This is a genomic window from Arthrobacter sp. Soil_C_49, from assembly GCF_057656635.1.
Map to the genome: position 1 here is coordinate 79,465 of NZ_JBDGJZ010000014.1, position 23,071 is coordinate 102,535.

At 67.2% G+C, this 23,071-nt stretch carries 20 protein-coding genes; 15 read left to right on the top strand and 5 right to left on the bottom strand.

Going from position 1 to position 23,071, the window contains the following annotated elements; translation table 11 throughout:
- Positions 1-28: 28 nt before the first annotated feature.
- The 5 genes from AC3A4Z_RS18785 to AC3A4Z_RS18805 all read left to right on the top strand — a co-directional run bounded on the left by AC3A4Z_RS18785 (position 29) and on the right by AC3A4Z_RS18805 (position 7,532).
- Positions 29-1,339, top strand: a complete 1,311-nt coding sequence (locus AC3A4Z_RS18785) for an MFS transporter (RefSeq protein WP_498713255.1) — start codon at positions 29-31, stop codon at positions 1,337-1,339.
- Entirely contained in the window at positions 1,340-3,838 is a 2,499-nt protein-coding gene (locus AC3A4Z_RS18790; RefSeq protein ID WP_498713257.1) for a beta-glucosidase family protein, read from the top strand.
- Between the two features lie 215 nt (positions 3,839-4,053).
- Positions 4,054-5,118 carry a uridine-preferring nucleoside hydrolase UriH gene (uriH, locus tag AC3A4Z_RS18795; protein WP_498713260.1) on the top strand — a complete coding sequence of 355 codons (1,065 nt, stop codon included), beginning with the start codon at positions 4,054-4,056 and terminating at the stop codon, positions 5,116-5,118.
- Positions 5,119-6,546, top strand: coding sequence for a uridine transporter UriT (gene uriT, locus AC3A4Z_RS18800; RefSeq protein WP_498713262.1), 1,428 nt, complete (start codon positions 5,119-5,121; stop codon positions 6,544-6,546).
- Positions 6,543-7,532 carry a ribokinase gene (locus AC3A4Z_RS18805; RefSeq protein ID WP_498713263.1) on the top strand — a complete coding sequence of 330 codons (990 nt, stop codon included), beginning with the start codon at positions 6,543-6,545 and terminating at the stop codon, positions 7,530-7,532. The genes uriT and AC3A4Z_RS18805 overlap by 4 nt, the downstream gene beginning before the upstream one ends.
- 65 nt (positions 7,533-7,597) lie before the next feature.
- Here AC3A4Z_RS18805 and AC3A4Z_RS18810 read toward each other — a convergent pair whose 3' ends face one another.
- On the bottom strand, positions 7,598-8,815 hold the full coding sequence (locus AC3A4Z_RS18810) for an MFS transporter (protein ID WP_498713265.1): 1,218 nt from the start codon (positions 8,813-8,815) through the stop codon (positions 7,598-7,600).
- A gap of 203 nt (positions 8,816-9,018) precedes the next feature.
- On the bottom strand, positions 9,019-9,345 hold the full coding sequence (locus AC3A4Z_RS18815; RefSeq protein ID WP_498713267.1) for a GYD domain-containing protein: 327 nt from the start codon (positions 9,343-9,345) through the stop codon (positions 9,019-9,021).
- Between the two features lie 104 nt (positions 9,346-9,449).
- On the opposite strand from AC3A4Z_RS18815, the gene AC3A4Z_RS18820 reads away from it, so the two are divergent.
- Complete coding sequence (locus AC3A4Z_RS18820) at positions 9,450-10,247, top strand: alpha/beta hydrolase (RefSeq protein WP_498713270.1); 798 nt, start codon at positions 9,450-9,452, stop codon at positions 10,245-10,247.
- Between the two features lie 37 nt (positions 10,248-10,284).
- Here the strand turns inward: AC3A4Z_RS18820 and AC3A4Z_RS18825 are convergent, their stop codons facing one another.
- Complete coding sequence (locus AC3A4Z_RS18825; RefSeq protein ID WP_498713272.1) at positions 10,285-11,010, bottom strand: GntR family transcriptional regulator; 726 nt, start codon at positions 11,008-11,010, stop codon at positions 10,285-10,287.
- Between the two features lie 137 nt (positions 11,011-11,147).
- On the opposite strand from AC3A4Z_RS18825, the gene AC3A4Z_RS18830 reads away from it, so the two are divergent.
- The 6 genes from AC3A4Z_RS18830 (at position 11,148) to eda (ending at position 17,938) form a co-directional block, all read left to right on the top strand.
- On the top strand, positions 11,148-12,530 hold the full coding sequence (locus AC3A4Z_RS18830; protein WP_498713274.1) for an MFS transporter: 1,383 nt from the start codon (positions 11,148-11,150) through the stop codon (positions 12,528-12,530).
- The gene (locus AC3A4Z_RS18835) at positions 12,527-13,558 is read left to right on the top strand and encodes an L-idonate 5-dehydrogenase (RefSeq protein WP_498713276.1); all 1,032 of its coding nucleotides are present in this window, start codon (positions 12,527-12,529) and stop codon (positions 13,556-13,558) included. The genes AC3A4Z_RS18830 and AC3A4Z_RS18835 overlap by 4 nt, the downstream gene beginning before the upstream one ends.
- A gap of 106 nt (positions 13,559-13,664) precedes the next feature.
- Positions 13,665-14,876: a D-mannonate dehydratase ManD gene (gene manD / locus AC3A4Z_RS18840; RefSeq protein ID WP_498713278.1), complete on the top strand. Its 1,212-nt coding sequence runs from the start codon at positions 13,665-13,667 to the stop codon at positions 14,874-14,876.
- A gap of 47 nt (positions 14,877-14,923) precedes the next feature.
- Positions 14,924-15,862 (top strand): PfkB family carbohydrate kinase, encoded by a 939-nt coding sequence (locus AC3A4Z_RS18845; protein ID WP_498713366.1) that lies wholly within the window; start codon positions 14,924-14,926, stop codon positions 15,860-15,862.
- Between the two features lie 68 nt (positions 15,863-15,930).
- The gene (locus AC3A4Z_RS18850; protein WP_498713368.1) at positions 15,931-17,316 is read left to right on the top strand and encodes a mannitol dehydrogenase family protein; all 1,386 of its coding nucleotides are present in this window, start codon (positions 15,931-15,933) and stop codon (positions 17,314-17,316) included.
- Entirely contained in the window at positions 17,309-17,938 is a 630-nt protein-coding gene (gene eda, locus AC3A4Z_RS18855) for a bifunctional 4-hydroxy-2-oxoglutarate aldolase/2-dehydro-3-deoxy-phosphogluconate aldolase (protein WP_498713280.1), read from the top strand. The genes AC3A4Z_RS18850 and eda overlap by 8 nt, the downstream gene beginning before the upstream one ends.
- Positions 17,939-18,007: 69 nt before the next feature.
- On the opposite strand, the gene AC3A4Z_RS18860 is transcribed toward eda, so the two are convergent.
- Positions 18,008-18,865 carry a LysR family transcriptional regulator gene (locus AC3A4Z_RS18860; protein ID WP_498713282.1) on the bottom strand — a complete coding sequence of 286 codons (858 nt, stop codon included), beginning with the start codon at positions 18,863-18,865 and terminating at the stop codon, positions 18,008-18,010.
- 68 nt (positions 18,866-18,933) lie between these two features.
- On the opposite strand from AC3A4Z_RS18860, the gene AC3A4Z_RS18865 reads away from it, so the two are divergent.
- Together AC3A4Z_RS18865 and AC3A4Z_RS18870 are read left to right on the top strand one after the other, a co-directional pair.
- A complete protein-coding gene (locus AC3A4Z_RS18865; RefSeq protein WP_498713284.1) occupies positions 18,934-19,827 on the top strand; it encodes an EamA family transporter in 894 nt (297 codons plus the stop codon).
- 2 nt (positions 19,828-19,829) lie between these two features.
- Positions 19,830-20,771, top strand: coding sequence for a carbohydrate kinase family protein (locus AC3A4Z_RS18870; RefSeq protein ID WP_498713286.1), 942 nt, complete (start codon positions 19,830-19,832; stop codon positions 20,769-20,771).
- 7 nt (positions 20,772-20,778) lie between these two features.
- Here the strand turns inward: AC3A4Z_RS18870 and AC3A4Z_RS18875 are convergent, their stop codons facing one another.
- Positions 20,779-21,648, bottom strand: coding sequence for a ThuA domain-containing protein (locus AC3A4Z_RS18875; RefSeq protein ID WP_498713288.1), 870 nt, complete (start codon positions 21,646-21,648; stop codon positions 20,779-20,781).
- Between the two features lie 116 nt (positions 21,649-21,764).
- On the opposite strand from AC3A4Z_RS18875, the gene AC3A4Z_RS18880 reads away from it, so the two are divergent.
- Positions 21,765-23,057 carry a C-glycoside deglycosidase beta subunit domain-containing protein gene (locus AC3A4Z_RS18880; protein ID WP_498713290.1) on the top strand — a complete coding sequence of 431 codons (1,293 nt, stop codon included), beginning with the start codon at positions 21,765-21,767 and terminating at the stop codon, positions 23,055-23,057.
- The last annotated feature ends 14 nt before the right edge of the window (positions 23,058-23,071 follow it).

Genomic DNA, 23,071 nt, shown 5'->3' on the forward strand with positions numbered 1-23,071 from the left:
CGGAGGGTCGCTTTCATCAGGAGGCAATGTGGCCGAAAAGACCATGTCCCAGGATCCTGCTGCTTCTGCGGCCGGCGTCGCCCTGGGCAGCAGCAACGCAGAGACCGCCGTCAGCGCATCGTCGTCGCCGGCAAAAGCACCCCGCGCCTATGTCATCGGCATGCCCATCGCAAGCGCCGGTCTGTGGATGGCCGTGCTGGCACCCGCGCTGGTGGTGCTCGCCATCAAGGTCGCGGAGATCACCACCCCGGATACGCGGGCCGGTGCGCTGAGCCTGGTTGCGGGAGTCGGGGCCCTGGTGGCACTGCTGGCCAATCCGTTCTTCGGCCGGCTGAGCGACCGCACCACCTCACGGTTCGGCATGCGCAAGCCCTGGATCGTCGGGGGAGCGCTCATCGGCCTGGGATCGCTGTTCCTGCTGGGATCTGCTACGGACGTCAACGGTGTGCTGCTTGCCTGGGTGCTGACGCAGCTCAGCTTCAACGCCGCCCTGGCCGCGTTGGTGGCCACACTTCCTGACCAGGCCGCCCCCGCTGAGCGCGGACGCCTGTCCGGCCTGATCGGAATGACCCTTCCCGTTGGCCTGGTTGCAGCCGCCTTCCTGGCGCAGCTCTTCGACAACGCACTGCAGATGGCCGTGGTGCCCGGCGTGATCGGCACCGTACTGGCCATCGCTTTCGCCTTCACCTTCAAGGACCGCGTCCTCACGGACAAGCCCGCACCCCTGAACCTGAAGGAGATCCTGGGCTCCTTCTACTTCAACCCGCGCACCTACCCGGGGCTGGGCTGGGCATGGTTCACCAAGTTCCTGGTCTACATCGGCTACTGCGCCAGCCTGCTGTACCTGCCGTACTTCTTCATCGACCACCTCAAGGTGGCTGAAGCGGACGTCACCGCCCTGGTATTCCAGGCCACCCTGGTCAGTTCCGCAGGCACGGTCCTCACCAGCCTGGCGGGCGGGTGGATCAGCGACCGGATCGGCAAGCGCAAGGCTCTGGTCATCGCCTCGGCAATCATCATCATGCTCGGCCTCATCGTCATCGCCACCAGCACCACCACCAGCCAGGTCCTTGTTGGCCAAGGCATCGCAGGCCTCGGCCTCGGCTGCTTCGGCGCAGTGGACGTCGCCCTCATCGCCGACCTCCTGCCGGCCAACCAGAGCGAGAACGCCAAAACCTTCGGCGTCTTCAACATCGCCCAGGCGCTGCCCCAGTCCCTCGTGCCCGCCATTGCGTTCCCTGTCATTACCCTTGGCGGCTACCCGGCCCTCTTCATCGGCGGGGCGGTCGTCGGCATCATCGGTGCAGTCCTCGTCACCCGCATCAAAGGAGTCAAATAAATGAACCCCATCCTGTCCCCTGCCGTCACCACTGGGCCGGCAGGCTTCCCGGACGCTGAGGCGCGCATCCGGGAACTGGCCGAAAGCCTCCCCCTCGAACAGCAGATCCAGCTGCTGACCGGCGCTGATGTCTGGGCCACGCACGCCCTGCCTTCGATCGGCCTCTCCCGCGTTGTCCTCTCCGACGGCCCGTCCGGCGTGCGCGGGGAAGACTTTGACGAGCGGCACGATTCCGTTTCCCTGCCGTCGTCGTCCGCCCTGTCCGCCACCTGGAGCATCGAAACGGCCCGTAAGTACGGCCAGGTGCTGGGCCAGGAAGCCCGCCGCAAGGGTGTCCACGCCGTCCTCGGCCCCACCATCAACCTGCACCGCTCCCCGCTTGGCGGCCGCCACTTCGAGTGCATGAGCGAAGACCCCCGGCTCACCGCCGTCATGGCCGCCGGTTACGTGGCCGGCGTGCAGTCCATGGGTGTGGGCGCCACTCCCAAGCACTACCTGGCCAACGAAGCCGAAACCGAGCGCTTCACCGCCGACTCCGTTGTGGACGAGCGTCCGCTGCGCGAGCTGTACCTGGCTGCGTTCGAGGACGCGATCACCGAGGCGCGTGCGTGGCTGGTGATGAGTTCCTACAACTCCATCAACGGCACCACCGCCAGCGAGAACAAGCTGCTTGAAACGCCGCTGTCCACCGAATGGGGGTTCGACGGCGTTGTGGTTTCGGACTGGACCGGCGTCCGCTCGGTGGACGCCGCCAACGCCCACCAGGACCTGGAAATGCCGGGCCCGGTGGGCCACTGGGGCCCCAAGCTGCTCGCCGCCGTCGAGGACGGCCGGGTCAGCCGGACGGCCATCCTTGAGAAAGTCATCCGCATCCTGCGCCTTGCGGCCCGCGTCGGCTCCCTTGAGGGCTTCGCTCCTGCCGTCACCGACCTTCCCGCCCACCTCAACGGCGCCGCCGTGGCCCGGGAAGTTGCTGTCCGCGGCGCCGTGCTGGTCCGGAACCGGAACGGGCTCCTCCCGCTGGACGCCGCACAGCTGGGCAGCATTGCCGTTTCCGGCCACAACGCCCAGGAAGCCCGCACCCAGGGCGGCGGCAGCGCCACCGTGATGCCCAAGTACACCGTCTCGCCGCTGGACGGACTGCGCGCCGCCCTTCCGGCCAACGTGGACGTCAGCTACGTCCGCGGCGCCAAGGTCGCCGAAGGACTCCAGCCTTTCCCGCGGACGTCCCTGTGGAACCATGTGTCCGCAGTGCCAGGGATGCGCGTTTCCTTCCTCGCAGCCGACGGCTCTGTGATTTCCGGGGAGGACCGGCTTGCCTCGCACTTAATCTGGTTCGGGGTGGGCATCCCTGAGGGCGCCACCGCTATCCGGATGGAAGCCGAATGGACCGCGGAGACGGCCGGCATCCACCACGTCGGCGTCGGCACCGTGGGGCAGATCCGCCTCGCACTGGACGGATCGGAAGTCTTCAACGGCGCGATCGAGGACGACACGGACGTCCTCGGCGCTGCCCTCTTCGACCCGCCCAAGACGGTCCACCCCATCGAAACCGCAGCGGGCCAGAGTGTGCGGATCGAAGCGGAGTACCAGTTGCCCCGCGAGCAGGTCATTCCGTTCACGGCGATCCTGCTGGGTGAAGAAACGGTGGTTGCGGATCCGCAAGCGGAAATCGACGCCGCCGTGGCCGCAGCACGGGAATCAGACGTTGCCGTGGTGGTGGTTGGCACCAGCGCCGCCATCGAATCTGAAGGTTTCGACCGCAAGGACCTGGACCTCCCCGGCTTCCAGAACCGGCTCGTCGAGGCGGTCGCCGCCGTCAACCCCCGCACCATCGTGGTGGTCAATTCGGGTTCGCCGGTCCTCATGCCCTGGCTGGACAAAGTTGGCGCCGTGCTGCTGGGCTGGTTCGGCGGGCAGGAATTCGGTTCAGCCATTGCCGACATCCTGCTGGGCGCGGAGGAGCCGGGAGGGCGCCTTCCCACCACCTGGCCCGCCAGGCTGGAAGACGTTCCCGTCCTCAACACCACGCCTGTTGACGGCAAAGTGGTCTACTCCGAAGGGATCCACGTCGGCTACCGCGCCTGGCTGAAGCAGGAAGCTGTTGGGGGAGCCGCTCCTGCCCTGCCGTTCGGTTTCGGCCTGGGCTACACCACCTTTGAACTCGGAACGGCCCACGCGCCGCAGTACGTCACCGCCGGCCAGGACGTGGTGGTCCACGTTCCCGTCCGGAACACCGGCAAGCGCACCGGCCGCGAAGTAGTCCAGGTTTACCTGGACCGGCCGGACTCCGCAGTGGAGCGCCCGGTCCGGTGGCTCGCAGGCTTTGCCGACGCACATCTTGCGCCCGGCGGCGCAGGTTCCGTTGAGGTGCGTATTCCCGCCAAGGCTTTCGCCCATTACGACGGCGGCTGGAGTTTCGAGCAGGGCACGTTCCGCCTGCTGGTGGGCCGCCACGCAGCGGACGACTTCCAGACGCTGGAGATCGAACTGCGCTAAACAGCGCCAACACAAAGCCGGGCGATACCCGATTTCCACACGGTCCCGCCCGGCTTTCGGCATTTCTTCCGCGTAAGCGTCAAGCGCTTGACCTGCAACAACGTCAAGCGTTTGACGTGACGTTGCTGACGGTGCCATGATCACTCCTGAACGCTTCAGCTCCCCGCACAGTTGCTTATACATTTGATGCGGGCCCCAAAGACGTGGAGAACATCGTGGAACCCACCACCCTGCCCCTTGAAGGGCAATTACCTGACCGCAAGAAGATCATTCTTGACTGCGACCCCGGGCACGACGACGCTGTGGCGTTGTTGCTCGCGCACGGCAACCCGGACATCGACCTGCTGGCCGTCACCACCGTGGTGGGCAACCAGACCCTGGAGAAGGTCACCCGCAATGCCCTGGCCGTCGGAACCATCGCCGGCATCACCGGTGTTCCCTTCGCCGCGGGCTGCGGCCGCCCCCTGGTCCGCAGCATCGAAACCGCCCCGGACATCCACGGCGAGTCCGGCATGGACGGCCCCGCCCTCCCCGAGTCCACCATCGAACTGGACCCGCGCCACGCTGTCGACCTCATCATCGACACCGTTATGGCCCATGAACCCGGCACTGTCACCCTGGTGCCCACCGCCGGCCTGACCAACATCGCCATGGCCGCCCGCAAGGAACCCCGCATCGTGGAACGCGTCAAGGAAGTGGTCCTGATGGGCGGCGGCTACCACGTGGGCAACTGGAGCGCCGTGGCCGAATTCAACATCATCATCGACCCCGAGGCCGCCCACATCGTCTTCAACGAGAAGTGGCCCGTGGTGATGGTGGGCCTGGATCTGACCCACCAGGCACTGGCCACCCCGGACGTGGTGGAAAAGATCGCGGCGATCGGCACCAAACCGGCCAAGTTCGTCACCGAGCTGATGGACTTCTTCGCCCACACCTACAAGGACGCCCAGGGCTTCGACTTCCCGCCCGTCCATGACCCCTGCGCCGTGGCCTACGTGATCGATCCCAGCATCGTCAGCACCCGCAAGGTCCCGGTCAACATCGAACTCCAGGGCACCCTGACTCTCGGCATGACGGTGGCCGACTTCCGCGCCCCCGCACCCGCCGACTGCCACACCAGCGTCGCCGTGGACCTGGACCACGAACGGTTTTGGAACCTGGTCACCGACGCGCTGGAACGCATCGGCGAACCCGGCAGCGGTGACACCAACAACGAAGGCCACGCGGCCGACGTCGTACGACCGGACAGTGCCCACGTCACCGTGGGAGGGGTCAAGTAAATGACTGCCACCCTTACTGAAGCGAAGACCGGCCGGGGCAACGTCGCGGCCCTGATGGTAGCCCTGCTGGCAGCCTGCGTTGCCTTCCAGCTCAACGCCTCGATGCTCAGCCCGGCCCTGGTGACGATGGGCGAGGAGCTCAAAACGGACCAGGCCGTCATCGGCCTCTCGCAGACATGGTTCTTCACCGCGGCCGCCCTGTTCTCCCTGTTCCTGCCCCGCCTGAGCGACATCATCGGCCGCAAGAAGGTCCTGGTGGGCATGATGCTGCTGATGGCCGTAGGTTCGGTCATTGCCGCCCTCGCCCCGGACGTCACTTGGCTGTTTGTGGGCCGCATCATCCAGGGCATCAGCGGACCTACGGTGCCGCTCTGCCTGATCATGCTTCGCTCCGCGGTCAGCAACCCCCGTAAGTACGGCACGCTCATGGGCCTGATCACGGCTGTCAACGGCGGCGTGGCCGGCGTCGATTCCTTTGTGGGCGGCTACTTCGCCGAGCACTTCGGGTTCCGCAGCATTTTCTGGCTCATGGTGGTGCTGGCGCTGGTTGCCACGGCGCTGATCGCGTTCCTGGCCGGCGAAAGCAAGCCCGCCGCCGGCACCCGGATGGACTGGCTGGGCGTGTTCTTCATTGTGGTGGCCGTGGGCGCGCTGCTCACCGCCCTGAACGAAGGATCGAAGCTGGTGGGCACCTTCTCCTCCGGCACCCTGATGCTCAGCATTGCGCTTGTCCTGGTGTCCGCCGCCGCGTTCTACGCCTTCTGGACCGTGGAGAAGCGGGCCGGCCAGCCAATGGTGGAAACCGTGCACCTGCGCCAGCGCTCCACCTGGGCGCCGCTGCTGACCACCACGCTGACCATGACCGGCATCTTCGCCGTCATCAACGGCATCGTCCCCGCCTACGTCCAGGCCGCCGACCCCGGCTTTGGCGTCGGGCCCACCGAAATGTCGCTGATCATCCTCACCCCGTACGCGCTGTTGGGCTGGATCGTGGGACCGCTCAGCGGCAAGCTCGCCCCCGTGCTGGGCTACACCAAAGTGCTGCGCATCGGGCTCCTCGGCAGCATCGCGGCGCTGGCCGTCATCGCGTTCTTCGGCCTCAGCAGCCTGCCCCTGATGATTGCCGGCACGGTCTTGCTGGGCATCATGTACGCCGGTACGGTCAACATCATGCTCAACGGACTCGGCGTTGTCCTCTCGCCCGCCGGCAACCCCGGCTTCCTGCCCGGCATGAACGCCGGCGCCTTCAACCTGGGTGCGGGACTCAGTTTCCTGGTGCTGCCCGCGGTCCTGGTGGCGACGTCCGCCCTTGGGGATGCGAAGGCGTCCTACCTCACCGTGATTGTGGTGGGCTTGGCGCTGACGGTGGCGGCGTTCGCCGCCTCACTCCTGATCCCCAAGCCGGTCGAAGCTGAGGTGGCCAATTGAGTCCCGCTGAGCCGGCCCCTGCAGAAGGTGACGCCCGGCAGCCGGGCCGGATCGTCGTCGTCGGCTCCCTGAACGCGGACCTGACCATCTACTGCGAACGCCTCCCGCTGCCCGGTGAGACGGTGCACGGCAACGGTTTCGCCGTGAACCCGGGCGGCAAGAGCGCCAACCAGGCAGTGGCCGCCAGCCTGCTGGGCGGGAACGTCAGCCTGGTGGGCGCGGTGGGGGACGACCCCAACGGCGACATGCTGCTCTCCTCTGCGGCGCGTGCCGGGGTGGACGTGGGGCATGTCCGCACGGCGTACGAGCCTACGGGCGTCGCGGTGATCGCCGTGGATTCCAACGGCGAGAACAACATCATCATCTCCGCCGGGGCCAACGGCACCCTGTCGCCGGCGGACGTGGCGGAAGCCTCGGACGTCCTGGCGGAGGCCGCCGTCGTGTGCCTTTGCCTGGAGGTGGGCATGGAAACGGTGCTGGCGGCCGCCCAGGCCGGGCACGACGCCGGCGCTACAGTCCTGCTGAACCTCTCGCCTTATGCGCATATCCCCGCAGCCCTGGCCGGGTTGACGGACGTCCTGCTGGTGAACGCGCATGAAGCCGCGCTGTTCCTCGGCCCGGGGGCATCTGTCCCGGGTGCCGGTGCCCGTGCCGCCCAGTGGGATGCCGTGCGGGAAAGGTTCGCCGAACGGGGGATCCGGCAGGTGCTGGTGACGCTGGGTTCGAACGGTTCCGTGGTGCTGGATTCGCTGGCCTCGCCCGACCGCCTTGTCACTTTTGTGGAGCCCACCAAGGTAGCCGCCGTGGACACCACCGGCGCGGGTGATGCTTTCACCGGTGCGGTGGCCGTCCGGCTCGCGGCCGCGGATGCGCTCGCCGATGCCGCCGCCTTTGCTTCCGTGGCGGCTGCCTTGGCCACCACCCGGAAGGGGACGCAGGCTGCGTATCCGGAGACGGCTGACGTGCAGCGCATGCTGCGGAGTTAAAACAGCTGTCCGGGCGGGCCCTCTGATGAGGTCCCACCCGGACAAACCAACTGCCTGGGAAACCCCTAGCTGACCGGGGCCTCGGTGCGGTCCGTCGCAACAGCGTGGGGGACCGCCAGCAGGGCTGCCACGGCCAGGGCGCCGGCGGCCGCGAAGACGTAGAAACCCCAGGGGTAGGCGATGCCGGCGGCAACCAGCCCGCCCGTCAGGGCAGGCCCTGCAATAGCGCCGACGCGGCCCACGCCGGCAGCGAAGCCGAGTGCGGTGGCGCGCAGGCGGGCAGGGAACAACTGGCTGACCCAGGCGTAAACGAGTACCTGGGAGCTGAAGACGAACACGCCCGTGACGAAGACGAGCACGTTCAGCAGGACCGCGTTGTCGACCTTGACGCTCAGGAGGGCGAGGCATACTGCCGAGAGTCCAAACCACAGCAGCACGATGGGCTTGGTCCCGTGCTTGTCGGCCAGGATGCCCGCGATGATCAGTCCGGCAACGGCGCCGAGATTCAAGACCAGGAGCAGGGAAAGCCCGGCGCTGACAGGGTATCCGGCGGAAGCCATCAGCTGCGGAAGCCAGGTATTCAGGCCATACACCAGCAGCAGCCCCATAAAGGAAGCTGCACCGATGGCCGCGGCGATGAGGGGATAGGGCTTCTGCACCAGGCTCCGGAACCCGGTCTTTTCCTGTGCGCCGGCAGCCCGGGCCGCGGGTAAGGTCTCCGGCAGCTTGAACCAGAGGAACGGCACAAGGACCAGGCCGGCAAGGCCGCCCACCACAAACATGATGCGCCAATCGGGGATAACGATCATCGCCAGGAAGGCTGTGGCCACCGCACCGACGTGGTAGCCCGTCATGGTGCGGGTGGTTGACTTGCCGGCGGAACTGGCCGGGGCATAGTCGTTCATGTAGGCAAGGGCAGCCGGCAGGCATGCCCCAAGCCCGGCACCGGCCAACAGCCGGAGCGCACCGAAGACGGCAACATTCGGGGCCCACACCACCGCGAGGGTGAACAGCGAGAACCAGAGCACACACGCCACCAGCAGGTTCCGGCGTCCAAAGCGGTCCGAGAGCGGGGCGATGAAGAGCGCTCCCAGGCCCACGCCCACGAGCGAGATGGTGGCCACGAAAGTGGCGCCCACAGCGTCAAAGCCAAGCTCGCCGGTCTTGATCAAGGTGGGGATGACGGTGCCGAGTACTACGAGGTCGAAGCCGTCCAGGACCATGGCCAGCCAGCAGAGCCACACGGGCCAACGCGTCGGGCGGGCGGAAGGGGAAGTTGTCATGGAATCCTCATTGATTTAGTAAAAGGAGGGAAGGGCAGCCGATCGAGAGCTCCGCCACATCCATACGTGACCCACGGCATGCTTTCTTCCGTTGACAAGGGTACAGGCGTTGTTCATTAAGTGCACAAAAGTTCGCTTGTCGAACAAGTGGCCTGCTTGTGCCCACCCACCAATGCCGGTGGCGCCCTGGACATCGGTGACGGTCAGCTGCCCGGCGGCTGGTATTTGATCTCGGCGGCCTTCTGGAGCGCTTCGATGGTCTCTTCGACGCTCAGCAGCACAGTGGTTTCGAATGAGCTCAGTGCGCCGCCCCCGCTGATGGCCAGTGCCACGGCGGCCATGGAGACGTTGTCCGGGGCTTCCCAGAGGTTGTAGCCGTCGTGGCTGCCGAAGGCGTACCAGAATCCGTGGAGCTTTCCGCCCACTGATTCGATGTACGCCTGCGCGGCCTTTCGGCGGTCCTCGGGGTTGTTGGTCAGCCGGTGCCAGGTCTCCGGCGTGTAACTGAACTTTGACAGGTAGAGCGGCATCTTCTCGTCCTTACTGGAGTGCTGGAAGTGCGGATCCACTCAGGATGGCAGTGCGTTGGGCCCACGGCAACGGCCGGATTGTCAGGGCGGGGTACGCTCGGCAGATGGCGCAGCGGCACAGGTATTCCTACGGCAAAGACCCCAGCCAATGGGGCGAATTGTTCCTCCCCGCATTGCCCGACGGCAGGCACCGCGGCGTGGCAGTGGTGATCCACGGCGGCTACTGGCGATCACAGTACGGTGCCGAGCTGGGGGTACCGCTGGCCCTGGACCTTGCCGCGTACGGGATGGCGGCGTGGAACCTGGAGTACCGCCGCGCGGGCAACGGCGGGGGCTGGCCGGGTACCTTTCAGGACATCCTCGCCGGCATCGACAAACTGCAGGAGCTCGCCGGCCCGCATGCACTCGACCTGGCCAACGTGGTGGCCCTCGGGCATTCGGCGGGCGGGCACCTGGCGGTCTGGGCGGCAGGCCGGGGCCGGCTGGGCGGGCTGGGGTTGGATCCTGAGCACCGCGACGTCGGGTCAAGGGACGACGGCGTCCGCCTCGCCGGGGTGGTGAGCCAGTCCGGCGTCCTGAACCTGGCAGAGGCCGAAAGGCTCAACCTCAGCAACGGTGCCGTGGCCAACCTGCTCGGCGGCCCGTCGTCGGAATTCCCGGGCCGTCACCGGTACGCGGACCCGATGGCTGCGCTCCCGCTGGACGTTCCGATCTATGCGGTCCACACAAGTGAGGACGAGGATGTGCCGCTGGTGATGTCCGAAAGCTATGTGGAGGCGAGCCAGGGTGGGCAGGTCCCCGCGCAGCTGGTCACCATTCCCGGCGACCACTTCGCGCTGATCGATCCCCAAGCTCCCGCCTATCGAAAGTGCCGGGAGCTGGTGCAGGAGCTGCTGGGCTAGAAAGACAGGCGCTCCGCTGCCTGGCCGCGCGAGCGAACTACGTCAGCCGCGCGACGCTCCGCCTGCCGGGACGTGGCGCGGCACCATCGGAAAAGAGCTCCGGGGTGGATTTCTGGATGCGCTGGACGTCCTCGAAGACGCCCCGCAGGTGGAGTCGAAGGCTGCTGTCGGCGTCGTTCAGGTTGTTCGCTTCCAGGGCATCCACCACGGCGGTGTGCTGTTCGATAAGGGTGGCCACGGGCCGGGTGTCGAGCAGGCTGAGGCGGCGGGCGCGGTCCAGGTGGGCCTTGGCGGAGTTGACCGCCGCCCAGGCGGACTCGTGTCCGGCCAGGCGCAGCAGCTCCCGGTGGAAGTCCTCATCCAGCCGGAAGAATTCCTCCACGTCGCCTGCGGCATTGGCATCTGACTGTGCCTGCAAGATGTCCCGCAGGCCGGCGATGCCCGCGCTGTCCACGGCCAGGTCCCGCAGCGACGCGCATTCGATCGCCTCGCGGACGAACTGGGCCTCGGACACCCGGCCCAGATCCACCAGGGACACAAACGAGCCGATTTGGGGAAAGACCTGGACCAGGCCCTCCTCTCGCAGCAGGATCAGGCTCTCGCGTACCGGCGTCCTGCTGACGCCCAGTTCCTGCGCGAGTTCGTTCTCGGACAGCGGTTCTCCGGGAGGCAGCTGCAGCGAAATGATGCGCCGCCGAAGCGTCTCAAGGGTCTGGTCCCGCACGGACAGCCGCGGGGCCGCGCCTTGTTTATCCCTAGCCATGACCTCATTCTATGCTGTTGACACACTAGAATGGTAGTGCTTGTATGGTAGTAGAACGTGCTGCTGGTCACTGTTGCAGACCCGCCAGCGTCCCCGCTTTATCCCCTTCGTTCGCATCGCCTGCAAAGGAGCACCTGATGACCGAAAGCATTGCGCCCCCCAACACCAAGCCGGAGGCAAAACCCACCAAGGAACTGGCGAAAGTCGCCGTCTCCGGCTGGCTGGGAACGGCTATGGAGTTCATGGACTTCCAGCTCTACTCGCTGGCAGCAGCCATCGTCTTCAACAAGCTCTTCTTCCCCGATGTCAGCCCGGTCATTGGCCTGATCGCTGCGATGGCAACCTACGGCGTCGGGTATGTTGCCCGCCTTGCAGGTGCCGTTTACTTCGGCCGCATGGGCGACCGGATCGGCCGCAAGAAAGTCCTCTTCATCACCATCGCCCTGATGGGTGCTTCCACAACGCTGATCGGTGTCCTTCCCACCTACGCGATGATCGGCATCTGGGCCCCCATCCTGCTGGTGGCGCTGCGCCTGGCGCAGGGCTTCGGCGCCGGTGCCGAAATCGCCGGCGCAACCGTAATGCTGGCTGAGTTCGCTCCCGCCCGCCGCCGCGGACTTATCTCTTCCCTCGTCTGCCTGGGCACCAACTCAGGCACCCTCGCCGCGTCTGCCATCTGGGCGATCCTCGCCGCGACTCTTTCGGAAGCGGACCTGATCAGCTGGGGTTGGCGCATCCCCTTCCTATTCAGCTTCTTGCTCATGATTTTTGCAGTCTGGGTCCGCCGCTCACTCAAGGAAAGCCCCGTCTTCGAAGAGCGTGCCGACGTCGTCGATGGCGTTGCCCTGTCCAAGCGTGAGATCGCCGCTGCGGAGGAGCTTGCAAAGACGAGCACCATCGAGGCCGCCCTGCACCAGCGCAAGGGCAAGGCCTTCCTCATCGCCCTCGGCCTGCGCTTCGGGCAGGCAGGCAACTCGGGCCTGGTCCAGACCTTCCTGGTGGGCTACCTCGCCACCGTCCTCCTGGTGGACAAGAGCGTCGGTACCAGCGCGATCATGTACGGCTCGCTGCTCGGCTTCCTGACTATCCCCGTGATGGGCCTCCTCGGCGACCGCTTCGGCCGCCGGCCGCTGTACCTGGCACTCAGCTCCCTCACTGCACTGTTCGCCATCCCCATGATGCTGATGGTGACCAGCGGAAATCCGGCCCTCATCACCATCGCCATGGTGATTGGCCTCAACCTGGGCGTGCTGAGCCTGTTTGCCATGGAGAGCGTCACCATGGCCGAGTTCTTCGGCGCCCGTACCCGCTTCACCCAGCTAGCCCTGGCGAAAGAAATCGGCGGCATCCTGGCCACGGCCATCGGCCCGCTGCTGGCCGCGACGCTCACGGCGATCACCGGACACTGGTGGCCCCTGGCTGCGATGCTCATCGCGTACTCGCTGATCACCCTCATCTCGGCCTTCGTAGGGCCCGAGGTCCGCGGCCGCGACATGGTCCGCCTGGAAGACGCAGTATGAAAGCCGTTGTAGTCCATGGCGCCAATGATCTCCGGATCGACGAACGGCCGGAGCCTGTAGCAGGTCCCGGCGAGGTAGTGCTCGACGTCGAATGGGGCGGCATCTGCGGATCTGACCTCTCGTACTGGCGCCACGGCGGCTCGGGGACGGCTGTCCTGAAGTCCCCGCTGGTCCTCGGCCACGAGGTGGCCGGCCGGATCGCCCAGCTGGGCGCCGGCGTCGCGGGCCTCGAGGTGGGGCAGCCGGTCACCGTCCACCCCGCGGAACTGGTGGGGGACGGCACCATGCCGGAGCGCCTGGCGGGCCGAACCAACCTCTACCCGCAGATCCGCTACTTCGGCTCCGCCGCCTTTGACCCCCACACCGACGGCGGCTTCAGCGAACGCAAGCTCGCCTGCGCCTCCCAGATCCGGCCGCTGCCCGAGGGCGTGGACACGCTGCACGGCGCACTGGCCGAGCCCCTCGCCGTCGCGCTTCACGCCGTCGGCCGGGTTGGCAGCCTCACCGGCCGGGACGTCCTGGTGAACGGTGCGGGCCCCATCGGGTCCCTGGTTGTCGCCGCGGCCAAGCACGCCGGCGCCAGGAACGTCATCGCCACGGACATCAGCGAAGCTTCACTCGCTATCGCCAAGGCCATGGGCGCCGACGAGGTGCTGAACGTCTCCGCCGGCGGGTCCCTCCCGCAGGACATGGAACTCGTATTCGAAGCGACAGGCATCCCCGCGGTGCTCGGCGGGGTCCTGCGCGCCACGGCCCGTGGCGGCACCATTGTCCAGGTGGGCAACCTGCCCGGCGCCCCTGCCCCCGCGGCGCTGGGTGATCTGGTGACGCGCGAGATCACCTGGGTCGGCTCCTACCGGTTCGTGGACGAGATCACCGACGCCCTGCGTGCCATGGCCGAAGGCCTCGACGTCTCACCGGTCATCACCCACAAGTTCGACCTTGACCAGGCGGAGGAAGCGATGCGTGTCTCGGCGGATCCGGCCGCCGGAAGCAGCAAGGTCATGCTCCGCCTCAGCTCCACCTGACCACCCGACTCCCACCTGAGTAGCAGTAAGTGCCGTTATGGCGGCCCATAACGGCACTTACTGCGACCTACTTGAACTAACTTCCACCCATCTGAAGGACCAACCAGTGAAGATCACCGACGCACGGGTAGTGGTTTCGTCGCCCGGACGGAACTACGTCACGCTCGTTATTGAAACCGAGGACGGCATCACCGGCATCGGCGACGCCACCCTGAACGGGCGCGAGCTGTCCGTGGCGTCCTACCTGTCCGAGCACCTTTGCCCGCTGCTGATCGGCCGGGACGCGCGCCGCATTGAGGACGCCTGGCAGTACTTCTACAAGGGTGCCTACTGGCGCCGCGGCCCGGTGACCATGACCGCCATCGCCGCTATCGACGTCGCGCTCTGGGACATCAAGGGCAAGGCCGCCGGCATGCCCGTGTACGAACTCCTCGGCGGCGCCGCCCGCGAAGGTGTGATGGTCTATGGCCACGCCAGCGGCTCCACCCTGGAGGAGCTCAGCGCCGACTTCCAGCACCACCTGGACCTCGGCTACAAGGCCATCCGTGCCCAGGCAGCAGTCCCGGGCCTGGAAAAGACCTACGGAATCGCCCCGGTGGACGGCAAACTCTACGAGCCCGCCAGCGGCAACGTCCCGCAGGAGGACACCTGGGAGACGACGGCGTACCTGGACTTCGCGCCGAAGATGATGGCCTACGTGCGCGAAGAGTTCGGCTACGGCGTGCATGTCCTGCACGACGTGCACCACCGCCTGACCCCCATCGAGGCCGGCCGGCTGGGCGCCTCGCTGGAGCAGTACCGGCCCTTTTGGATTGAGGACCCGACGCCGGCCGAGGACCAGTCCGCGTTCCGCCTGATCCGCCAGCACACCACCACGCCCATCGCGGTGGGTGAGGTGTTCAACTCCATCTGGGACTGCCAGCAGCTGATCACCGAACGGCTGATCGACTACATCCGCACGTCCGTGTCGCACGCGGGCGGCATCACGCACCTGCGCCGGATCTTCTCCCTCGCCGACCTCTACGGTGTGCGCTCCGGCTCCCACGGCGCCGGCGACCTCTCGCCGGCCTCCTTCGCCGCCGCCCTGCACGTGGACATGAGCATCCCCAACTTCGGCATCCAGGAATACATGGGCCACCGGGAGCCCGCCAACGAGGTCTTCACCACCTCCTACACCTTCAACGACGGTTACATGCACCCCGGGGACGCACCCGGCATCGGCGTGGAGTTCAACGAGGAAGCCGCCGCCCGGTTCCCGTTCGACCCCAAGTACCTGCCCATCAACCGGCGGCTCGACGGATCGGTGCACGACTGGTGAGCATCCCAACCCAACACCCGAAGCAAGAGCCGTTCGACGTCGTCGTGATGGGGGAGATCCTTGTTGAGGTGGCCGCCGACGTGGCGTTCGGCCACGGCGTGCCCGCCCAGCTCGGCATCTCCGGAGACGCCCTGAACGTCGCCGCGGCCGCCGCTGCCGCGGGTGCCCGCGTGGGCCTCCTTTCCGTGCTGACCGACGACGACCTCGGCAAGGCGATCGCCGCCAGGATCGTGGAACTCGGCGTTTCCCCCGCCCTGCTGAAGTTCCGCCGCGGCCAACAGGGCGTCTACCTGGTCCACTGCGACCCGGACGGACAGCGCGAGTTCTCGTACGCCCGCACCGGCAGCGTCGGGTCCATGTTGGGGCCCGACGACGTCGACCCGGCAGTTTTCGCCGCTGCCGGCGCCGTGGTGGCGGGAGGCATCGCCTGCGCCATCTCCGAGTCATCGCGGGCGGCGGTTTTCAAGGCCGCCGCCGTGGCCAGGCGCTTTGTGTTCGATCCCAACTACCGCCCCCGCCTCACCTCCGTGGAGGAGGCGACGGAGGCGCTGCTGCAGCTGGCGCCACGCGCCTTCGTGGTCACCCCGTCCTTCCCCGGCGAAACCTCAGCCCTCCTGGACTGCCCGACGCCGGTTGAGGCGGCCGCGAAGCTGCGCAGCCTGGGTGCGCGGAACGTTGCAGTCACCTGCGGCGCTGACGGCATCCAGCTGGACGGCGAAGACCAGGACAAAACCTGGATCGACTCCATACCGGCACCGGCAGTGGTGGACCAGACCGGCGCGGGCGATGCCTTTGTCGGCACCCTTACCGCCCGCCTGGTCCTTGGCGACACCCTTCCTGCCGCCGCCCGGTACGGTGCAGCAGCTGCATCACTGGTGGTGGGCGGCAAGGGCGGCACCGGCTTCATCCCCACGCTGGAGCAGACCCGCGCCCACGCCGCGACGGCAGGGAAGCCAGTGGAAGGAGCCGTGTCATCACACGCCTGAGCGCCGCCTCCCTTGCCGGCAACGGCAAACACCGGGCACCCCTTGCGGACCGGACCATCGAGGCCGGCATCGTCCATCTCGGCCTCGGCGCCTTCGCCCGCGCCCACACCGCCGTCTTCACCGAAGAAGCCATGCTCGCCTCCGGTGATTCCGGCTGGGGGATCGTCGGAGTCACCCAACGTTCCGACACCGTGGCGCGCCAGCTGGCTCCGCAGGACGGACTCTTCTGCGTCGCCGAGCGGGGGAGCGGTGCCGCGGCGCTCCGCGTGGTGTCCAGCATCGTCGAGGCCATCTCCGGCCGGGACCAGCCGGATGCCGTGGTGGACCGGATCGCCGCGGACAGCACGCAGGTGGTGACGCTGACCGTCACCGAAAAGGGCTACCGGATCGATCCGCACACCGGTGCCCTGAACCTGGAAGACGAGCAGGTCCGGGCCGACCTTGCCGGGAACCCGCCGCTGACTGCCATCGGACAGGTCACCCGCGGCATCCAGGCGCGGGCCCTGGTCGGCCGGGGACCGCTTACCGTGGTCTCGTGCGACAACCTGCCGGGCAACGGTGAACTGACCCGCACCCTGGTGAGGGCGTTCGCCACCGCCCTGCCCGAGGAAGAATCCGGGCCGCTGCTTGCCTGGCTGGAGGGCAACGTCACCTTCCCCAGCACCATGGTGGACCGGATGGTGCCGGCCACCACGGCCGGCGACCTTGATGCCGTCGAGCGTGAACTCGGGCTGCGGGACGAGGCTGCCGTGGTGGCCGAGCCTTTTATGCAGTGGGTCATTGAGGACAACTTCGCGGGGGACCGGCCCGCTTGGGAAAAAGCCGGCGCATTGTTCAGCAACGATGTGGCTGCGTGGGAGGCGGCCAAGCTGCGCCTGCTCAACGCGAGCCATTCGATGCTGGCATACCTGGGATTGGCGAGCGGCAAGGCGACCATCAGTGACGCTGTCGGGGAGGACGCTTTCCGCGTGGCGTGCCAGCGGATGCTGACCGAGGATGCGCTGCCCACCATCAGCCTCCCCAAGGGATTGGATGGCGAAACGTACTGTGCCCAGGTCCTCGAGCGTTTTGCGAACCCGGCGTTGGGCCACACCACGGCCAAGGTGGGCAGCGACGGGTCGCAGAAAATCGGACTCCGCCTGCTGACCACCGCCCGCGCCGCCCTCGACGCCGGCCGGGAGCCCCGCTGGGTTTCCCTGGCTGTGGCAGCGTGGATGCACCACGTGGCCACCACTGCTGCGGCAGACCTGAACGATCCCCTGGCGGACGAGCTCCAGAAGGCCCTGCCCGCTGAGCGGTCCGCCGCCACCGTGGTGCCGGCCCTCCTGGGCGTGCGCAGCGTCTTTGCCGAGGAGCTCGCGGCCAACACCACCTTCGCGGACCTGCTGACGCACTGGTACCGCATTATCGACACCGGGCTGGATGGCCTGAGAAAAGAGATTATCCATGGCTGACGCAACCAGCGTCCTGCACGTTTCCCCTGTCATCCCGGTGGTCACCATCGCCGATCCGCAGCACGCCGTTCCGGTTGCGAAGGCCCTGGTCGAGGGCGGGGTCCGCATCATCGAGCTGACGCTGCGCACGGGCAATGCGCTTGAATCCCTGAAGCGCATTGCCAACGAAGTACCGGACATCCTGGTGGGTGCCGGCACCATCCTCACTCCGGCGCAGGCCGACGATGCCGTGGCTGCGGGCGCCCAGTTCCTGGTCAGCCCCGGCGTGACGCCGTCGCTGCTGGACCACATGCTGCAGCTGAACGTTCCGGTGTTGCCCGGAGTGGCCACCGTGGGTGAAGTGCTGGCCGTCCTGGAGCACGGCCTGACGGCGATGAAGTTCTTCCCGGCCGGGCCCGCCGGCGGGCCTGAGTACCTCGCGGCGATCGGCGCGCCCATCCCGGCCGTCCAGTTCTGCCCCACCGGCGGCATCAGCCTTGCCTCCGCACCGGACTACCTTGCGCTGCCCAACGTGACGTGCGTCGGCGGCAGCTGGCTCACGCCCCGCGCTGCGGTGGAAGATGAGGACTGGGCGCAGATTACCCGGCTGGCGCAGGGGGCGGCCGCGCTGGGCAAAGGCTGAGCAGGCCAACTTCGGAGGGATGGAGTGATGGCGCGCCCCCGCCATCACTTCGGCAGTGGCAAAGCGGTGCTAGCCGTCCTGGTACAGCTCCGTTAGCGCGTCGGTCAGGGCGGTGATTCCAGTGGGCGGCTCGTCGTGCCACCAGGCGAGCCAGACCGGGATGCGCGGTCCGTCGCTCACCGGGCGGTAGCTGACGCCCTGCCGGGGATGGTGGACCGCTGTGGCCTCCGACGTCATGCCCACACCTTTACCAGCGGCGATGGCGTCCAGCCAGTTGTCCAGACCGGTGGTCTGGAGGATGTGCGGGCCCTTCCCCTTGGCCCACAGGTCACTCCGGGTGGTGCCGGTCCTCGGATCAACAATGACTTCGCGCGAAGCAAGGTCCTTCATCCGCAGGCTCCGGCGCCGGGACCATTCCGGGTCATCGGAAGCAAACACGGCCACCCGCCGTTCCAGCCCCACAACGACGGCGTCAAAGCGCTGCGGATCCAGGGGTGTCCGGACAATCGCGGCATCGCACATCCCCTCAGCCAGCCCGCCGGACGCAGAGTTGTGGCGGACCAGTTCCAGGTCGATGGCCGGGTTCGCCCGGGCCCAGCCCCGAAGCAACGGAGTCGTGTGTTTTCCGACGGCGGACCAGGCGTAGCCGAGCCGCAGCGACGTGTGCCCGGCTTGGAGCAGGTCTTCGAGTTTGTCCAGCTCTGCCACGACCCTCCGGGCCTGCGGCAGGAAGCGCTGGCCCAGGGCCGTGGGCTCGCACCCGCGAGGCATCCTGCGCAGGAGCCTGCCGCCTGCCCTGCGCTCCAGGCCCGCTATTCCGCGCGAAACAGCGGCCTGGGAGACAGCCAGGTCGATGGCGGCATCGGTGAAGGTGCCGGCGTCAATGACTGCAATAAAGGCCCGCAGTTCGTGCAGCTTCCAGTCCATAACCAAATCGTATAGCAACGTCAAAGAATGCATTAGGCGCATATTAGAGGACTACTTAGCCTCATTCCATGGGCGAGAAAACGAAAAGCAAATCCGGCGCCGGAACGGCATCCGGTAAGGCAGTGCCCCGCGGCCGCGGCTTTGGCATCACCCTCATGCTCGCCAGCGCCGCGAGCAACCAGGCCGGCGCGGCGGCCGGCGCGCTGGCATTTCCCGCCATCGGACCCTTCGGGGTGGTCGCCGTGCGCCAACTGGTCAGCACAGCAGTGCTGTCCGCCGTCGCCCGCCCCTCGTTCCGTGGACTGACGCGCCGTGAGTGGTGGCCCGTTATCGGGCTGGCCATCACGTTCAGCGTGATGAACCTGAGCCTGTACAGCGCGGTGGAGCGGGTGGGTCTGGGGCTTGCCGTGACACTCGAATTCCTCGGGCCGCTGGCGGTGGCCGTCTGCGCCTCGCGCCGGGTGGCGGACATTGCCTGCGCCCTTGCGGCCGGTGCCGGTGTCGTCCTGCTCACCAACCCGGGACCCTCCAGCGACCTGCCCGGCATTGGCCTCGGCCTGGTCGCCGCTGCGGCATGGGCCGCCTACATCCTGCTTAACATGACGGTGGGGCAACGTCTCCCAGGTCTTCGCGGAACGGCGACGGCGAGCGTGCTGGCCGCCGTCGTCTGGGGTCCGCTGGCGCTCCTGTGGTTCGCCACGCACCCGCCAACCCTGGCCGCCCTCGGCCTTGCGCTGGTGTGCGGAATTCTCGCGTCGGCTGTCCCCTACGCGGCGGACATCATCACCCTGCGCAGGGTGCCCGCCGGCCTCTTCGGGACCTTTATGAGCATCAATCCGGTCTGGGCCGCCGCCGCGGGCTGGATCATCCTCGGCCAAAGCCTTGACGCGCGGGAACTGGCGGGAATCGCCGTCATCGTGCTGAGTAACGTGCTGGTCAGCCGGTCCTCTGGCAGAGTATGAGGATGCTCACAGTAATTGGCGAAGGCCTCGTCGACGTTGTCCAGCGCGCCTCCGGGATCGAGGCCCACGTGGGCGGCAGCCCGCTCAATGTCGCGGTGGGCCTGGCCCGCCTGGACCACCCGGTGCAGTTCATCGGCCGCTACGGCCGCGACGCGTACGGCGATTCCGTCGCCGCGCACCTGCGCTCCAGTTCTGTGATGCTTCCGCTGGGCCCGGACGATCTTCCCACCAGCGTGGCCACCGCCCTGATTGACGACGACGGCGCCGCCACCTACACGTTCGACCTCACCTGGCAGCTTCCCGGCATCGCCGACCGCCTGGCCTTTATGCTGCAGGGCACCACCCTGCTGCATACCGGCTCCATCGCCACGATGCTGGCGCCCGGCGCCACGGACGTGCTGGCCGCCGTCGAATACGCCCACCCGCGCGCCACCATCAGCTATGACCCCAACTGCCGGCCCAGCATCATCACCGACGTGGACTACGCCCGCCGCCACACGGAAAAATTCGTCTCACTCGCTGACGTGGTGAAGGCGTCCGACGAAGACCTCGCCTGGCTCTACCCGGACACGGACGTACTCAACGCTGCGCGCCGCTGGCTGGAACTGGGCGGCAACGAGGGCCCGGCCATGGTGGTGGTCACCCGCGGAGCGGACGGGCCGTGGGGGATAACCCGGGCCGGCGAGGCGCAGGTCCTGGCGCCCAAGGTTGAGGTGGCAGACACAGTGGGCGCGGGTGACTCCTTTATGGCAGCCCTGCTGTCCGGCCTGGTGGACCGCGGCCTGGACGGTGCCCAAAACCGCAAGGACCTGCGCGAACTCCCCGCCGAGGGCCTGGCCGAACTCCTGGCCCACGCGGCCAAGGCGGCGGCCGTTACGGTGTCACGTCCCGGCGCCAATCCGCCCACGCGGGCGGAGCTGAACGGGGCCGCGGGGGAGGGTTAGGCCTTCGTTACCCCTCCCGGTTGTAGTAAGGCCACGGCAGGAAGCGCCGCTCACCTCGGCGGTCCGGTCCTTCCAGGGTGGCTCTGCCCCTGGCCGCCCACTCCACGCCGCGGGGGAACATTCGGATGAACTCGATCCGGCGGAAGGTGTCGATGTCGTGCCCGATGGTGATGGTGAAGCTGCGGCCTTCGCCGTAGTTGTTGATCCAGGCAAGGGGCTGCAGCGTGTTGATGCCCGGGAGGCCCTCGATGCCCTCCGCCGGAATGGCCACCGGATAGTGGGACAAGGGCCACATCGGTGCGTTCTGGTACGACTCCAGGTCGTCGAACACTGAGACAAGCACCTCCGCACCTTCGTACAGCTGTACGCCCGTCAGGATGTCATCACCCGTCACCGTCCACGTGTCGCTGATGCCCTCCGTAATGGGGTGGCGGGGCCGGGCCGTCTGCAGCCGGGCCTCACCCCAGGGACGCGGACGCAGCCCGGTGGGAACGCTGAGCTTCGCGCCCCGCATGATGTTGTACTCCTCGGGGTAACCCCAGTCGTCCTCCTGCACCGCGGAGCCGTGGAACCAGACGATGCCTTTGCCGTCGTCGTGGACAAATTTCAGCAGGGCCGCGTCGGTTTCAGCGCCGAAACCGACAGCCTTTTCGTGGTATCCGTCGCGGCCCTCGAACACGATGATGACCACGTCGTACCTGTCGATGACGTTCGCGCCGAGCCCCCGAGGGTCCTCGATCACTCGAACGCGGAACCGGCCCGTGTCCTCAAGCAGGGTAGTGAGCCACTGGTTGTGGGCCCGGAAGCTGCGGAATTCGTTGTCGTGCTCGCAGGTCATATGCCCGGAGAGGATGAGGGCGTTCAACACGTCGGCCATGTGCTCTGAGCTCCTTTAGTCGGCAAGGGAAGGTTAGGGAGAAAGCTTACATACTTTAGTGTGAAATCGACATAACGATGCTACGATCGGTGTGCACCTAGAGAGAGTGAGCAACGATGCTTCTCGAAAGAGACCTCATCCAGTCAGTCGGCTTCCGCAACGTCACTGAGGGCGGGCGTGTGACCGGCTTCCAGTTCCGCGTCCGGATGCCTTCCTACCGCGGCATGGCCGCGTCGCTGATCGACGGCATCGCAGTCCGCGTGGGCAACATCGTCGACGTCGGCCCTGCCGTTCCGCTGTGGACCTTCGGCGGGCGGACCTACACGCTGCAGCAGCTCTGGGAAAGCGACGGCGTGCGCTGGCCCCTCGAGGAAGCCGCAGTGGTCACCGTTCCGTTCGACGGCGGCCTGCCGCAGGGCGTCCATGAGCTCACCATCGAACTGCGGCTGCGCATGTCCTATATCCCCGTGGAGCACCAGCCCACCGTCCACCGCGTCAGCCGCGCTGTGACGCTGGCCCCGGAGGGTGGTGCAGGCACCTTCCGTTACGGCGTCTCCCTCTACAGCTACATGGGCGACTACGGCACGGTCATGGACCTGGAGACTGCGTTGGCCTCCATCGCGGACCTGGGCGCCACCGGCGTCGAGATCCTCGGCGAGGGCCACGTCCCCGGCTACCCCGAACCCGACCCGGCGTGGATCGACAACTGGTTCAGCCTCCTCGAGAAGTACTCCCTGGAACCCACGAACTACGGGTCCTGGATCGATACCAGGCTGCACCCGGGCCGGGGCATGACAGCTGCCGAGGGTGCAGGGGCGCTGCAGCGCGACCTGCGGCTGGCCCACCGGCTGGGCTTCGGCTTTGTGCGGCCCAAGATCGGCGTGGTGTCCAGCGACCTGGTCCCGGACCCTGTCTGGACCGAATCGGTGGAGCGTTCCCTTGACCTTGCCCACGAACTGGGGATCATCATCTGCCCCGAGATCCATTCCCCCACACCCATCAAGCACCCCGTCGTCGAGGACTACATCAGCCTCATCGAACGGACCGGAACCAAGAACTTCGGCCTGCTCATCGACACCGGAATCTTCCAGGACCGGCCCATCCCGCTGCGCGACGGCGAGACCCGCGAAACCCGGCCCGCGTTCCTGGACGGCATCGGCGTCGACCCGGCCGATTTCGCAGCGATTGCCCAGTACGTGGTGTTCGTTCAGGCGAAGTTCCACGACATCAACGAGCAACCCGAGGACCAGCAGATTCCCTGGCTGCCCGTTCTCAAGGCGCTCAAAGACGCGGGCTACACCGGCTACCTCTCCAGCGAATACGAAGGTGAACGCACACCGTGGCGGGCCATCGAGCAGGTACGCCGCCAGCATGCCCTGATCCGCCGTATCGCTGCCGAACTTCCCTGACCCATCCCTCCCAG